Origin of the sequence: Pseudomonas sp. PDM32 (genome assembly GCF_019219225.1) — a bacterium.
Lineage (GTDB): Bacteria > Pseudomonadota > Gammaproteobacteria > Pseudomonadales > Pseudomonadaceae > Aquipseudomonas > Aquipseudomonas laurylsulfatiphila.
Map to the genome: position 1 here is coordinate 226,009 of NZ_JAHUWE010000002.1, position 15,229 is coordinate 241,237.

10 protein-coding genes are annotated in these 15,229 nt (G+C 61.7%); 5 read left to right on the plus strand and 5 right to left on the minus strand.

Annotation, left to right across the window (positions count from 1 at the left end):
• Positions 1-174: 174 nt before the first annotated feature.
• Entirely contained in the window at positions 175-2,094 is a 1,920-nt protein-coding gene (locus KW846_RS04570; protein WP_218481475.1) for an ATP-binding cassette domain-containing protein, read from the minus strand.
• 213 nt (positions 2,095-2,307) lie between these two features.
• On the opposite strand from KW846_RS04570, the gene KW846_RS04575 reads away from it, so the two are divergent.
• Positions 2,308-4,236 (plus strand): transglycosylase SLT domain-containing protein, encoded by a 1,929-nt coding sequence (locus KW846_RS04575; RefSeq protein ID WP_218481476.1) that lies wholly within the window; start codon positions 2,308-2,310, stop codon positions 4,234-4,236.
• Positions 4,237-4,374: 138 nt separating this feature from the next.
• Here the strand turns inward: KW846_RS04575 and KW846_RS04580 are convergent, their stop codons facing one another.
• Positions 4,375-6,156: an ABC transporter transmembrane domain-containing protein gene (locus KW846_RS04580; protein WP_218481673.1), complete on the minus strand. Its 1,782-nt coding sequence runs from the start codon at positions 6,154-6,156 to the stop codon at positions 4,375-4,377.
• Between the two features lie 251 nt (positions 6,157-6,407).
• Between KW846_RS04580 and KW846_RS04585 the strand changes: the two genes are divergently transcribed.
• Positions 6,408-6,587 (plus strand): PA1571 family protein, encoded by a 180-nt coding sequence (locus tag KW846_RS04585; protein ID WP_007974065.1) that lies wholly within the window; start codon positions 6,408-6,410, stop codon positions 6,585-6,587.
• A gap of 175 nt (positions 6,588-6,762) precedes the next feature.
• Here the strand turns inward: KW846_RS04585 and pdxB are convergent, their stop codons facing one another.
• Positions 6,763-7,905, minus strand: coding sequence for a 4-phosphoerythronate dehydrogenase PdxB (pdxB, locus tag KW846_RS04590; RefSeq protein WP_218481477.1), 1,143 nt, complete (start codon positions 7,903-7,905; stop codon positions 6,763-6,765).
• A 245-nt stretch (positions 7,906-8,150) separates the two neighbouring features.
• Between pdxB and KW846_RS04595 the strand changes: the two genes are divergently transcribed.
• Positions 8,151-9,560, plus strand: coding sequence for an MATE family efflux transporter (locus KW846_RS04595; protein ID WP_218481478.1), 1,410 nt, complete (start codon positions 8,151-8,153; stop codon positions 9,558-9,560).
• 48 nt (positions 9,561-9,608) lie between these two features.
• Here the strand turns inward: KW846_RS04595 and tusA are convergent, their stop codons facing one another.
• Entirely contained in the window at positions 9,609-9,860 is a 252-nt protein-coding gene (tusA, locus tag KW846_RS04600; protein ID WP_007974070.1) for a sulfurtransferase TusA, read from the minus strand.
• Positions 9,861-10,060: 200 nt separating this feature from the next.
• The gene (gene rlmM / locus KW846_RS04605) at positions 10,061-11,134 is read right to left on the minus strand and encodes a 23S rRNA (cytidine(2498)-2'-O)-methyltransferase RlmM (protein ID WP_007974072.1); all 1,074 of its coding nucleotides are present in this window, start codon (positions 11,132-11,134) and stop codon (positions 10,061-10,063) included.
• A gap of 222 nt (positions 11,135-11,356) precedes the next feature.
• Here rlmM and acnA point away from each other — a divergent pair, with 222 nt between their 5' ends.
• Positions 11,357-14,098, plus strand: a complete 2,742-nt coding sequence (gene acnA / locus KW846_RS04610) for an aconitate hydratase AcnA (RefSeq protein WP_218481479.1) — start codon at positions 11,357-11,359, stop codon at positions 14,096-14,098.
• Between the two features lie 241 nt (positions 14,099-14,339).
• Positions 14,340-15,131 (plus strand): CPBP family intramembrane glutamic endopeptidase, encoded by a 792-nt coding sequence (locus KW846_RS04615; RefSeq protein ID WP_218481480.1) that lies wholly within the window; start codon positions 14,340-14,342, stop codon positions 15,129-15,131.
• The last annotated feature ends 98 nt before the right edge of the window (positions 15,132-15,229 follow it).

Consider the following 15,229-nt stretch of genomic DNA (forward strand, 5'->3'; position numbering starts at 1 on the left):
CGTCCTGTAGGAGCGAGCTCGCTCGCGATGAACCTGAGAACGCCGCGGGGCATCAGGTTTCCCGCGTCATCGTTGACGACCATCGCGAGCGAGCTCGCTCCTACAGGGAACTGCGTTGCATATGAAAAGCCCGGCGTTCATCTCTGAGCGCCGGGCTTTTTATTGCAGGATCAATCAGGCATCCAGTTCGGCCCAGCGCTCGACCATCACGTCGAGTTCAGCCTGCAACTGCGCCAGTTGAGCGATCACTGCAGCCGTCTCGGCAGCCGGGCGCAGGTAGAAACCCGCGTCGGCCATCTGCGCTTCAACGGCAGCGATCTGCTGCTCCATGGCTTCGATCTCGCCAGGCAACGCTTCCAGTTCACGCTGCAATTTGTAGCTGAGCTTCTTCTTTGCCACTGGTGCTTCGACAACTGCCGCCACTGGCGCGGGTTCGGCCTTGACTACAGCAGAGTTCAGGTCGGCCTTGCCGGACTTGCTCTCGGTCACGCCGAGCAGGCGCGGCGAGCCGCCCTGACGCAGCCAGTCCTGATAACCGCCGACGTACTCGCGCACCTTGCCTTCACCTTCGAAGACCAGGGTGCTGGTCACCACGTTGTCGAGGAATGCCCGGTCGTGACTGACCATCAATACGGTGCCGTTGAAGGTCAGCAGGACCTCTTCGAGCAATTCGAGGGTTTCGACGTCGAGGTCGTTGGTCGGTTCGTCGAGTACCAGCAGGTTCGCCGGCTTGCTGAACAGCTTGGCCAGCAACAGACGGGCACGTTCACCGCCGGACAGCGCCTTGACCGGCGTGCGCGCACGCTGCGGGCTGAACAGGAAGTCGCCTAGGTAGCTCAGTACGTGGCGGCTCTGGCCGTCGATATCGATGAAGTCGCGACCTTCGGCGACGTTGTCGATCACGGTCTTTTCCAGATCCAGCTGATGGCGCAACTGGTCGAAGTAGGCGACATCGATCCTGGTGCCCTCTTCCACCTTGCCGCTGGTTGGCTGCAAGCCGCTGAGCATCAGCTTCAGCAGCGTGGTCTTGCCGGTACCGTTGGCGCCGAGCAGACCGATACGGTCGCCGCGCTGCAGCACCATGGAGAAGTCCTTGATCAGGAACGGACCGCCCGGGTGAGCAAAGCTCACGTTATCGAGAACCATCACCTGCTTGCCGGACTTGTCGGCGGTTTCCAGCTGGATGTTGGCCTTGCCGGTCCGCTCGCGACGTTCGCTGCGCTCGACGCGCAAGGCTTTCAGCGCGCGTACGCGGCCTTCGTTACGGGTGCGACGGGCCTTGATACCCTGGCGAATCCACACTTCTTCCTGGGCCAGGCGCTTGTCGAACAGCGCGTTGGCGGTTTCTTCGGCCGCCAGAGCGGCTTCCTTGTGCACGAGGAAACTGGCGTAGTCGCCGTTCCAGTCGATCAGGCCGCCACGATCCAGTTCGAGGATCCGGGTTGCCAGGTTCTGCAGGAAAGAACGGTCGTGCGTGATGAACAGCACGGCGCCCTGGAAATCCTTCAGCGCTTCTTCAAGCCAGGCGATGGCACCGATGTCCAGGTGGTTGGTCGGCTCGTCGAGCAGCAGCAGGTCCGGCTCGGACACCAGGGCCTGGGCCAGCAGGACGCGACGACGCCAGCCGCCGGACAACTCGGCGAGGGTCTTGTCGGCCGGCAGTTGCAGGCGGCTCAGGGTGCTGTCGACCAGTGTCTGCAAGCGCCAGCCATCGCGGGCTTCGAGGTCGTGCTGGACGTGCATCAGCTTGTCCAGGTCGGCATCGGTGACGATGTTCTGGCTCAGGTGGTGATACTCGGCGAGCAACGCACCGACGCCGTCCAGGCCTTCGGCCACCACGTCGAACACTGTCCGCTCGTCGGCCACCGGCAATTCTTGCGGCAATTCGCCGATCTTGAGGCCGGGTGCGCGCCAAACGGAGCCGTCATCGGGCTTCTGGTCGCCCTTGACGAGCTTCATCATGCTGGACTTGCCAGTGCCGTTGCGGCCGATGATGCACACCCGCTCACCACGGGCGATCTGCCAGGACACCTTGTCCAACAACGGCATAGCGCCGAAAGCAAGGGACACATCGCTGAATTTGAGCAGGGTCATGAGCTTCTCCAAAAACCGGGCGCGCATTCTACCTGACTTGAGGCTTCAGAAGGCCGGCAATTTCACTCTCGTAGCACTCTGAACGACAAATGTTGCGAACTGATGCGGGAAGACCCGCAAAGCTTTCGCCGGCTGCTGGCAAAAGGCTAAGCTACAGACAATTCAGTGCGGGCCCGACCCGCACTTGTCATGTTTTCTCTGCCTGGACGTCTCATGCGCAGTCGCCTTTTCAATCTTTTGTCGTGCTTTTTACTTTCAGCCGCAGCGTTTCAATCCGCCCAGGCGGTGGACCTGTCCACCCAACGCCAATATTACGATGAAGCCAAGCGCGCCCTGGCCAAGGGTGATACCGGCCCGTATTTCCGTTACAGCCAGGCCCTCGCCGATTATCCGCTGGAACCGTACCTGGCCTACGACGAACTGACCGCGCGCCTGAAAACCGCGAGCAACGCCGAAATCGAGAAATTCCTCGCCGAACACGGCGACCTGCCCCAGGCCAACTGGATGAAACTGCGCTGGTTGCGCTGGCTGGCGGATCGGGGCGACTGGGCGACTTTCGTCAAGTATTACGACCCGAAAATGAACTTCACCGAACTGGACTGCCTGAATGCGCAGTACCAGCTCAGCCACAACCTCAAGGCCGAAGGTAACGCCAACGCGGAAAAACTCTGGCTGACCGGCAAATCCCAACCCGATGCCTGCGACACCCTGTTCGGCATGTGGGCGGCCGAAGGCCAGTTGACCGAGCAAAAACGCTGGGAGCGCGCCAAACTCGCCGCCCAGGCGCGCAACTACCCGCTGGCCAACGGCCTGGTCAACGGCTTGACCACCCTCGCCCCGCGCGGTCGCTTGCTGGTGGACGTCGCGCAGAAACCGGAACTGCTCAACCAGCCGTCACGCTTCACACCGGCCGATGAAGCCATGTCCGACGTGGTCAGCCTCGGCCTGCGCCGCCTGGCTCGCCAGGATCCGGACAAGGCCATGGACCTGCTCGACGGCTACGCCAGCAGCATGCACTTCTCCCGGGATGAAAAAGTGGCGATCGCCCGGGAAATCGGCCTGACCCTCGCACGACGTTTCGACAGCCGTGCACTGGATGTCATGACCAAATACGACCCCGAGCTGCGCGACAACACGGTTTCCGAATGGCGCCTGCGCCTGCTCCTGCGCCTGGCGCGCTGGGACGATGCCTATCAATTGACCCGCCGCCTGCCCCAGGACCTGGCCACCACCAACCGCTGGCGCTACTGGCAGGCCCGCAGCCTGGAACTGGCGCAACCACAGAATCCCGAAGCGCAGACGCTCTACAAGAACCTGGCCCGCGAACGCGACTTCTATGGCTTCCTCGCCGCCGATCGCTCGCAGTCGCCCTACTCGCTGCTCAACAAACCGTTGGTGCTCAGCCAGGCCACCATCAACAAGGTGCGCAACACCCCCGGTGTGCGCCGCGCCCTGGAGCTGCATGCCCGAGGGCAGATCGTTGATGGCCGTCGCGAGTGGTACTACGTCAGCCGTCACTTCAGCCGCGACGAAATGGTCGCCCAGGCCAAACTGGCCTACGACCTGAAATGGTACTTCCCGGCGATCCGCACCATCAGCCAGGCGCAGTATTGGGACGACCTGGATATCCGTTTCCCGATGGCTCACCGCGAGACCCTGGTGCGTGAAGCGAAGAGTCGCGGCCTGCATCCGAGCTGGGCGTTCGCCATCACCCGCCAGGAAAGTGCATTCATGGACGACGCCCGTTCCGGTGTCGGCGCCTCGGGCCTGATGCAACTGATGCCCGCCACCGCCAAGGAAACCGCACGCAAGTTCAGCATTCCCTATAGCTCGCCACAGCAACTGTTCGATCCGGACAAAAACATCCAGCTCGGCGCCGCCTACCTGAGCCAGGTGCACAGCCAGTTCAACGGCAACCGCGTCCTTGCCTCCGCCGCCTACAACGCCGGCCCGGGTCGCGTGCGCCAATGGCTGCGCGGTGCCGACCACCTGAGTTTCGATGTGTGGGTGGAAAGCATCCCGTTCGACGAAACCCGCCAGTACGTGCAAAACGTGTTGTCGTACTCGGTGATCTACGGCCAGAAGCTCAACTCGCCACAGCCGATCGTGGATTGGCATGAGCGGTTTTTCGACGATCAATGACCGGTAATGCCGGTTATGTAGGAGCTGCCGCAGGCTGCGATCTTTTGATCCTGCTCTAAAAAATGCCCGCATCAAACGATGCGGGCATTTTTTTGTCAGGGGCCTTGAAGATCAAAGGATCGCAGCCTGCGGCAGCTCCTACAGTTCGGCGGTAGCCTTGCCGTCACTGAACTGCAATGCCGCCAGACGTGCATACAAGGCATTGCTGGCAATCAGTTCCTGGTGCGTTCCTACCGCCACCAGTTTCCCCTGGTCCATCACTGCGATCCGGTCGGCGTTTTTAACCGTGGCCAGGCGATGGGCGATCACCAGGGTGGTTCGATTCTTCATCAGGCTCGGCAGCGCCTGCTGGATCAGGTGCTCACTCTGGGCATCGAGGGCGCTGGTGGCTTCGTCCAGGAGCAGGATCGGCGCGTCCACCAGCAACGCGCGGGCGATGGCCAGGCGTTGGCGCTGGCCGCCGGACAAGCCGAGCCCGCCATCCCCCAGATGAGTCTGGTAACCGTTGGGCATGGCTTCGATAAAGTCATGGGCGTAAGCGATCTTTGCCGCATCCTGTACCTCGGTCAGCGTCGCCTGCGGATTGCCGTAGCGAATGTTGTCTTCAATGCTGCCGAAAAACAGCGCCGGGGTCTGTGACACCAGGGCGAAGCAGCGGCGCAGATCCAGCGGATCGAGTTGAGTCAACGGCACCTCATCGAGCAGGATGCGCCCCTCGGCCGGGTCGTAGAAGCGCAGCAGCAAGTCATACACCGTAGACTTGCCGGCCCCGGAGGGCCCGACCAGCGCGAGCGTCTCACCGGCATTGACCGTCAGACTCAGGCCGTCGACGGCATAGCTTTCCGGCCGCGACGGGTAGGAAAAACGCACATTTTGCAGTTGCAGGCGACCCTCGACCCGTTCCGGCAGCGTCACCGCGCCTGCGACCGGTGGCAGGATGATGTTTTCCGAACGCAGCAACTCGGCGATCCGCTCGGCCGCACCGGCTGCCCGCTGCAATTCACCGACCACCTCGCTCAAGGTGCCGAACGCACTGCCGACGATCAGGCTGTAGAACACGAACGCCGCCAGCTCACCGGCGGAAATTCGCCCGGCAATGACGTCCATCCCGCCAACCCAGAGCATCACCCCGACCGCGCCCAGGACCAACACGATCACCAGGGTTATCAGCCACGCCCGCTGGAAGATGCGCTTGCGTGCGGTGGTGAACGCCTCCTCCACGGTCACGGCAAACCGTTGCTCGTCCTGGACCTGATGGTTGTAGGCCTGCACGGTCTTGATCTGCCCCAGGGTTTCGGAAACATAGCTGCCGATATCGGCAATCCGGTCCTGGCTCAGGCGCGAGAGGTTACGCACCCGACGGCCGAAGATCAGGATCGGCGCGATCACCAGGGGCAAGGCCACTACCACGATACTGGTGAGCTTGGGGTTGGTGATGAACAACAGGACGATCCCGCCGATCACCATCAACAGATTGCGCAGGAACAACGACAGCGAAGAGCCGATGACCGATTGCAGCAGCGTGGTGTCGGCGGTCAGGCGGGACTGGATTTCGGAGCTGCGATTGTCTTCGTAAAAACCCGGGTGCAGGTAAATCAGGTGATTGAACACATCACGCCGGATATCGGCAACGCAGCGCTCGCCGATCCACGACACCAGGTAAAACCGTGCAAAGGTTCCGATCGCCAGCCCCACGACCAGCAACATGAACAGGCCAATGGACTGATTGAGCAGGTGTGGCGACTGGGTCATGAACCCCTTGTCCACCAGCAGGCGGATGCCCTGCCCCATGGACAAGGTGATGCCGGCAGTGGCGATCAACGCCAGCAAGGCGCCGAAGGCCTGCCAGCGATACGGCGCAATGAAACGACTCGCCAGGCGAACAGCACGGCGGTGACGGGCAGAGAGCATCGCAAACATCCGGGACAAGACAATCATTAGGGTCAGCCTACACCGCTCAATGGGGTGGCTCGCTGCAAATCACAATGAGTCAGGTTAATTATGTCCACCAACACTAGAGGCTAGACGCTATTGGTCTAAAGTTCGGCTAGCCACGCGAAGGCATTTCTGCTGCACTGGTTCTGTCCCCCCGGAAAGATCGCAGGGAGTTGTCATAGCCCGGTCACCTGGCGGTTCTACAGTAAGCGCACAACCTGATGAGGAGACAGGCCATGTCCTTGCAACACAGCAGCGATGACAAGATTCAAGTGATCCGCACGCAACCAGACCAGTCTCTGGGCTGCTCGATTATCGACGAGCAAGGCCGCGAAGTACCGATCACTGAAGAAATGATCCAGAAAGCTTGCAGCGAACTGGAAAAGCGATTGGTCAAGCCTGCCGAACAAGAGTGATATAGCCACCGTCTTCTTGACCCGGCCCATTGTTGGCCGGGTTTTTTATGCCTGCTGATCCAATCCAGAACTGTGGCGCGCCCTTCGCGAGCAGGCTCGCTCCCACACTGGATCTTCATGCACCACAAATCCCCTGTGGGAGCGGGCTTGCTCGCGAAGGGGCCGCCACGGTCTATCAGATTGCCGTCGCCCCCAACGCCGCCACAATCCGCTGCAACTCAGGCGCATCCCCCTCGATCCGCACCTGCAACCCGTCGATCTCACGGCGCGACGGGTATTGCTTGCGCAACACATCGAATGCCGCACGCTGCTCGCTGACACTGCCGACAAGGCTGCGACGGAAATCCGCATCATCACGACGCGGGTCATACACGCCACGGCACAGCATCGCCAAGGCCCAGGCCGGGTCGCTTTGCGCATTCAGGGTCACGTGCGACAGCCAGGGTGCCGGCAGCAAATCGCTCAGGCTGACGCGGGCCGGTTGCCCGAGGAAATCGCAATACGCCTGATAAATCTGCGCGGTGCCCCGCTGCTTGCCGTCGAGGCTGTAACCGGCAATGTGCGGTGTGGCCAGCACGCACAGCTCGGCCAGCGCCACGTCGACCTCAGGCTCGCCTTCCCAGACATCGAGCACTGCCTGCAGGTCTTCGCGTTCCAGCAGCACATCGCGCAGTGCCGCGTTGTTGACCACCGGTCCTCGACTGGCATTGATCAGCCAGGTACCGGACCTGAGCTGGTTAAGGCGTTTTTCATCGAACAGATGCCAGGTCGATTGCGGCCCCTGCTTGGTCAGCGGCGTGTGCAGGCTGATGACGTCGCACTCTTCGATGATCTGCTCAAGGCTGACGTAGTCACCGCCTTCAGTCGCCTGCCGGGGTGGATCGCACACCAGCACCTTCCAGCCCAGGCCCTGCAGGACCTTGACCAGTCGGCCGCCCACCTCGCCGGCGCCGACCACGCCGTAGGTACGCCGGGTCAGGTCGGCCCCTTCGATTTCGGCCAGGGTCAGCAAGCTGCCGAGCACATAGTCGACCACGCCGCGGGCATTGCAGCCCGGTGCACTGGACCAGGTGATGCCGGCCTGCTGAAAGTAATCCAGGTCCAGATGATCGGTGCCGATGGTGCACGTACCGACAAAGCGCACCTTGCTGCCTTCGAGCAGCGCGCGATTGACGTTGGTCACCGAACGCACCAACAGCACATCGGCCTGCTCGACCGTGGCACGGTCGATGGCGCGCCCCGGCACCCGGCGGATTTCACCGAAGCCTTCAAAGAAGGCCTCGAGCAGGGGGATATTTTCGTCGGCAACAATCAGCATGGCAGGCTCCTTTGGCGGATCGGCAGTGTAGGCGTAGATGCCTCGTTACGCCTAGCCTGCATACCGTGTAGGAGCTGCCGGAGGCTGCGATCTTTTGATCTTGCTCTTAAAAACAAAGTCAAAAGATCGCAGCCTGCGGCAGCTCCTACAGAGATTACAAATCCATAACACGCGTCTTTTCCTGACTGCCGCGTCAACGCGTAGAATGCGCGGCTGTGCATCAAAACCTCTTGGACGTTTCGCTATTGAATCCTGTTATTGAAAGTACCGTCGCCACTGCTCCCGCGCGAACGACACCCGTTCGCCTGGAACTCAAGGGCCTGCTCGGCCTGGCCCTGCCCATCATGATCGCGCAACTGGCCACCACGGCCATGGGCTTCGTCGATGCGGTGATGGCCGGCCGTGTAAGCCCACGGGACCTGGCCTCGGTGGCCCTGGGCAACTCGATCTGGATTCCGGTCTACCTGTTGATGTCCGGCGTTCTGCTGGCAACCACACCCAAGGTCGCGCAACGCTTTGGTGCCGCGCAGTTCGACGAGATCGGCCCGCTGGTACGCCAGGCGCTGTGGCTGGCATTGTGTGTCGGCTTGATCGGTAGCGGCCTGCTGCTCGGCGCCGAGCCGATCCTGCACTGGATGAAAGTCGATCCGCAATTGATCGAGCCGAGCATGGGTTACCTGCACGGGATCGCTCTCGGGTTTCCCGGCATGGCGCTCTATTACGTATTGCGCTGCTATAGCGATGGCATGGGGCGTACTCGCCCGAGCATGGTCATCGGCTTGTGCGGCCTGCTGCTGAACATCCCGCTGAACTATGCCTTGATCTACGGCCATTTCGGCGCACCGGCCCTGGGCGGCGTCGGTTGTGGCTGGGCCAGCGGCATTGTGATGTGGTTCATGGCGTTGAGCATGGCCGGCTGGACTTTCTGGGCCCCCTTCTATGCCCGCACCCGGGTGCTGGTGCGCTTCGACCGCCCGCAATGGGCCGTGATCAAGCGCCTGGTCGGCATTGGCCTGCCGATCGGTATCGCCGTCTTCGCCGAGTCCAGCATCTTCGCGGTCATCGCGCTGTTGATCGGCAGTCTCGGCTCGACCGTGGTGGCCGGGCATCAGATCGCCCTCAATATCAGCTCGTTGCTGTTCATGATTCCTTATTCGCTGGGCATGGCGGTGACCGTGCGCGTCGGTCAGGCACTGGGGGCCGGCAATCCCTGGCAGGCACGCTTCGCGGCGAAGGTCGGGCTCGGCGCGGCACTGGTGTTCGCGGCGTTCTCGGCGAGCCTGATCCTGCTGCTGCGTGAACCTATCGCCTCGATCTACACACCTGACAAGGCCGTGATCCAGATTGCGTCGATGTTGATTGTGTATGCCGCGCTGTATCAGTTTTCCGATGCCATCCAGGTGATTTGCGCGGGCGCGTTGCGTGGGTATCAGGACACCCGGGTGACCATGATCCTGACCTTGTTCGCCTATTGGGGCATCGGCCTGCCGGTCGGCTACGTGCTGGGACTGACCGATTGGTTCGGTCCGGCCAGCGGCCCGAGCGGGCTGTGGGAAGGGTTGATTGCCGGCTTGAGCTGTGCGGCGCTGATGCTGTCGATCCGCCTGACGCTCAGCGCGCGCCGGCGAATTCGTAACAGCCGCTCGACGGGCTGACTGCACAAACAAAAAGACCTGCGTTTGCAGGTCTTTTTTTGGGTGTCATCAGCCGGACTTCTTGCGAATCCAGTAGAGGTAGGTGCCCTCCTCCTCGTGCTGCGCCACCAGTTCGTGGTCGAGAAACACACAGAACTTGGGAATGTCACGACGGGTCGACGGGTCTGTGGCGATGACCTTGAGCAGGCCGCCGGGCACCAGGTCACGGATGTGCTGGTGCAGCATCATCACCGGCTCGGGGCAGTTGAGGCCGGTGGCATCGAGGGTGCCGTCTACCGGCGTATCAAGCATTTCACTCATGATTCACTCCTGAAACTGGCCGACATTGTCGCGCATTGCCGGATTTGTGGCGAGGGAGCTTGCTCCCGCTCGGCGGCGAAGCCGACGCAAAACCTGTATATGTGGTGTGTCAGACACAACCAATAGCTAATAGATGACTTTAGGGCTGCTTCGCAGCCCAGCGGGAGCAAGCTCCCTCGCCACAAAAGCCCTTGCCAAAATCAACGGGATTTCGGTTTCTTCACGTCCAGCCGGCGCAAATGGCAGGTCACTTCTTCACGATCGTGATACAGCTGCTTGCAGCCGATCTCGACCTTGATGCCCCGCGCCTTGAAACCCTCGGCAATGCGCTCGAGCAGACGCTTCACTTCGGCATAGCGCTGTTTCATCGGCAGCTTGAGGTTGACCACCGCCTCGCGGCAATGGCCGTCACCGATCCACTCTTCCAGCATCGCCGCATTGCGCGCCGGCTTCTCGACGATGTCGCAGACCATCCAGTCCACCGGCTGCTTGGGCTTGAAGGTGAAACCGTCGGCCATCAGGTGTTGCACCAGACCGGTGTCCATCAGGCTTTCGGCCATCGGGCCGTTGTCGATGGCGGTCACCAGCATGCCGCGGTTGACCAGTTGCCAGGTCCAGCCACCCGGAGCGGCCCCGAGGTCGACGCCGGTCATGTCGCTGTGCAGGCGCTCGTCCCACTGGTCGCGCGGGATGAAGTGGTGCCAGGCCTCTTCCAGCTTCAGGGTCGAGCGGCTCGGCGCCTCCCGAGGAAACTTCAAACGGGGAATGCCCATTGGCCACATCGCCGAGTTGTTCGACTCGGCCAGCCCCATGAACACCTCACGGCCGCTTTTGAAGGTCAGCAACAACCGCGGCTTGTGCGCGTCTTCCACCAGTTTGCCGGCGGCCATCAGTGCCTTGCGCAGGTGCACTTCGAACTTTTTGCAGAAGTTCGACAGTTCCTTGCCATCATTGGTATCGACCATTTCCAGCCACAGGCTGCCGCACAGCGGAAAGTCCGCCATATGGGCTAGGATCACACTGATGCGGTCGGTTTCCGGCAGATCGATGAAAATCCCCCGGGCCCACTGGCGCGGGAAGATCAGCTCGGCGAAACGCTGCCCGCGCATCAGGCGCTCGGCGCCGTCTTCTTCGGTGCAGACGAATTCGGCGCAAGCGGTGGCGGCTTTGGCCTTGGCGTAGCCGGCCACGTTCAAGCGCGCGGCGAGGTCGGAAATCTCGGAACAGACTTCGCCTTCGAAGCCCGGCCGGCAATGCATGAATAGGGTGTTCATTCTTACTCCTGGGCAATGGCGATGAATTTCGGCCACTGCACGATGCCCAGGCTTGCCCTGAAGCAAAGCCTGTCACGAAAACCGGCGCATGATAGCCGACTTCGGAACCCAGGACTTACCCATAGAGTCCAGTTATTAGCCAGCTACCGAAAACAGGGCTAGGTTTAAGGCTCTGTCCGTCCCCTCAGTCCGTAGCCGTGCGGACTTCAAGGAGTGATCGCAATGCCGTCCCTCGATAGCCTGAAGACATTGAAAACCCTGCAGGTCGGCAACAAGACCTACCACTACTTCAGCCTGCCCGACGCTGCCAGGAGCCTGGGCGAGCTGGACAGGTTGCCGATGTCGTTGAAAGTCCTGCTGGAAAACCTGCTGCGCTGGGAGGACGAAAAAACCGTCACCGGCGCCGACCTCAAGGCACTGGCCGCGTGGCTCAAGGAGCGCCGCTCCGACCGCGAAATCCAGTACCGCCCGGCGCGGGTGCTGATGCAGGATTTCACCGGCGTTCCCGCCGTGGTCGACCTGGCCGCCATGCGCGCGGCGATGGCCAAGGCCGGTGGCGATCCACAGCGCATCAACCCGCTGTCGCCGGTGGACCTGGTGATCGACCACTCGGTGATGGTCGACAAGTTCGCCAGCAGCAGCGCTTTCGAGCAGAACGTCGACATTGAAATGCAGCGCAATGGCGAGCGTTATGCGTTCCTGCGCTGGGGCCAGAGTGCCTTTGACAACTTCAGTGTGGTGCCGCCGGGCACCGGGATCTGCCACCAGGTGAATCTTGAATACCTCGGTCGCACGGTCTGGACCAAGGACGAGGACGGCCGCACCTATGCCTTCCCCGACACCCTGGTCGGCACCGACTCCCACACCACCATGATCAACGGCCTCGGCGTGCTCGGCTGGGGCGTCGGTGGTATCGAGGCGGAAGCGGCGATGCTCGGGCAACCGGTGTCGATGCTGATTCCCGAAGTCATCGGTTTCAAACTCACCGGCAAGCTCAAGGAAGGCATCACCGCCACCGACCTGGTGCTGACCGTCACCCAGATGCTGCGCAAGAAAGGCGTGGTGGGCAAATTCGTCGAATTCTACGGCGACGGGCTTGCCGACCTGCCGCTGGCCGACCGCGCAACCATCGCCAACATGGCGCCGGAATACGGCGCCACCTGCGGTTTCTTCCCGGTGGACGACGTCACGCTGGAGTACCTGCGCCTGTCCGGCCGCCCCCTTGAAACAGTGCAATTGGTCGAGGCCTACAGCAAGGCCCAGGGCCTGTGGCGCCTGCCCGGCCAGGAGCCGGTGTTCACCGACAGCCTGGCGCTGGACATGGGCAGTGTCGAAGCCAGCCTCGCGGGACCAAAACGCCCGCAGGACCGGGTGTCGCTGCCGGATGTCGCGCAAGCCTTCAGCGACTTCGTCGACCTGCAATTCAAACCTACCAGCAAGGAAGAAGGCCGCCTGGAAAGTGAGGGCGGCGGTGGCGTCGCCGTCGGCAACGCCGATCTCGCCGGAGAGGCGGATTACCATTACGAAGGCCAGACCTATCGCCTGAAAAATGGCGCCGTGGTCATCGCGGCCATCACCTCCTGCACCAATACCTCCAACCCGAGCGTGATGATGGCGGCCGGACTGGTGGCGAAGAAGGCCGTGGAAAAAGGCCTGAAACGCAAACCCTGGGTGAAGAGTTCGCTGGCCCCCGGCTCGAAGGTGGTCACCGACTATTACAAGGCAGCCGACCTGACCCGTTACCTCGATGAATTGGGCTTTGCCCTGGTCGGCTACGGCTGCACCACCTGCATCGGCAACTCCGGACCGCTGCCGGAGCCCATCGAGAAGGCCATCCAACAAGCCGACCTCACCGTGGCATCGGTACTCTCGGGCAATCGCAACTTCGAAGGCCGGGTGCATCCGTTGGTGAAAACCAACTGGCTGGCTTCCCCCCCACTGGTGGTCGCCTATGCGTTGGCGGGCACGGTACGCACCGACCTCAGCCGCGAGCCGCTGGGCGAAGACAAGGACGGCAAACCGGTTTACCTGCGCGACATCTGGCCCAGCAGCAAAGAAATCGCCGACGCGGTGAATCAGGTCAACACTGCCATGTTCCACAAGGAATACGCCGAAGTGTTTGCCGGAGACGAACAATGGCAGGCGATCGAGGTTCCGCAAGCGGCGACCTATGTCTGGCAGGACGACTCAACCTACATCCAGCACCCGCCCTTTTTCGACGACATCGGCGGCCCGCCGCCCGTGGTCAAGGATGTCAGCGCAGCGAACATTCTCGCCCTGCTCGGCGACTCGGTGACCACTGATCACATCTCCCCGGCCGGCAACATCAAGGCGGACAGCCCGGCAGGGCAATACCTGCGCGACAAAGGCGTGGAACCGCGGGACTTCAACTCCTACGGTTCGCGGCGCGGCAACCATGAAGTGATGATGCGCGGCACCTTCGCCAACATCCGCATTCGCAACGAAATGCTCGGCGGCGAGGAAGGCGGCAACACCCGCTACATTCCCACCGGGGAAAAAATGCCGATCTACGACGCCGCCATGCGCTATCAGGCATCGGGCACCCCGCTGGTGGTGATTGCCGGCCAGGAATACGGCACCGGATCGAGCCGCGACTGGGCGGCCAAAGGCACCAATCTGCTGGGCGTCAAAGCGGTCATCGCCGAAAGCTTCGAGCGCATCCACCGCTCCAACCTGGTGGGCATGGGCGTGCTGCCGTTGCAGTTCAAGCTGGATCAGAACCGCAAGAGCCTGATCCTGAACGGCAGTGAAACCCTGGACATCCTCGGCTTGAGCGGTGTCGAGCTGACGCCACGGATGAACCTGACACTGGTCATCACTCGCGAAGACGGCAGCCGCGAGAAGGTCGAGGTGCTGTGCCGCATCGATACGCTCAATGAGGTGGAGTACTTCAAGTCCGGAGGGATTCTGCATTACGTGTTGCGGCAATTGATTGCGTCCTAGCCATGCGCTGATACAAACACCGCCTTCGGGCGGTGTTTTTTGTCTGGGCGCCAGCCAGTACAATCGCTCGCCTCATGCTCACCCTTTCATGCCTGACACATGAGCAAATGTGGGAGCGGGCTTGCTCGCAAATGCGCTGGATCAGTCGACACACGTGTTGAATGTCATGGCCTCTTCGCGAGCAAGCCCGCTCCCACAGAACATCAGGGGCGTTCGCAAGACTTCAACTCAAGGACTTCACATGATTGCCCTGCCATGGACGTTTCTGGCCCTGCTTTCCTTCGGCTACGGTCTGGCGCTGACCTACGGCCATCTCGGCTGGCTCTCGGCAATCACGGTGTCATTGTTGCTGGTCGCTGGCACGGCAGTTCGCCAGCGCGAGATCCCTTTTGTCCGCTACCTCGGCCACGGCCTGTTCATCGTCCTGGCCCTGGCCTTGGCGACGCATTGGCTACCCGGTTTCTACAACGGTCGTGTTATCGATCCCCAGCGTTTTACCGACGATGCCGCGTCATTCGCCATGCACCTGAACCTGGACAAGCCGCTGATCGGCTTCTGGCTATTGCTGGTTTGTCCGTGGATTGTCGGCCGCCGTTCGCTTCGATTGTCGCTGTATGCCACCGCAATGGCCCTGACCTTGAGTGCCGTGCTGGCGCTGGGCGGCGCGCTGTTGCTGAGTGTCGTCACTTGGGCACCGAAGTGGCCGGATTCTGCCTGGCTGTGGCTGCTGAACAATCTGCTTCTGGTGACACTGGTCGAGGAGGCACTGTTCCGCGGCTATATCCAGGGTGGCCTGAACCGATGCCTGAAAAACCTGCGCCATGGCGAAAACCTTGCCCTGCTCCTGGCTTCGCTGATCTTCGGCCTGGCCCATGCCGGGGCAGGCTGGCAATGGGTCCTGCTGGCCGGCCTGGCCGGGATCGGCTATGGCCTGGCCTACCGATTCGGCGGGCTGGCGGCCGCCATTGCCACTCACTTCGGCTTGAACCTGCTGCACTTCGGCCTGTTCACCTATCCGATGCTCGCCGGCTGACGCAAGGGTCATTTTGCGACGCATTGCCGATTATCAAAAAATAAACTCAACAATCCGCCGACCTCGCCGATACAGCACTTGAAAGCCTTGCGGATTAA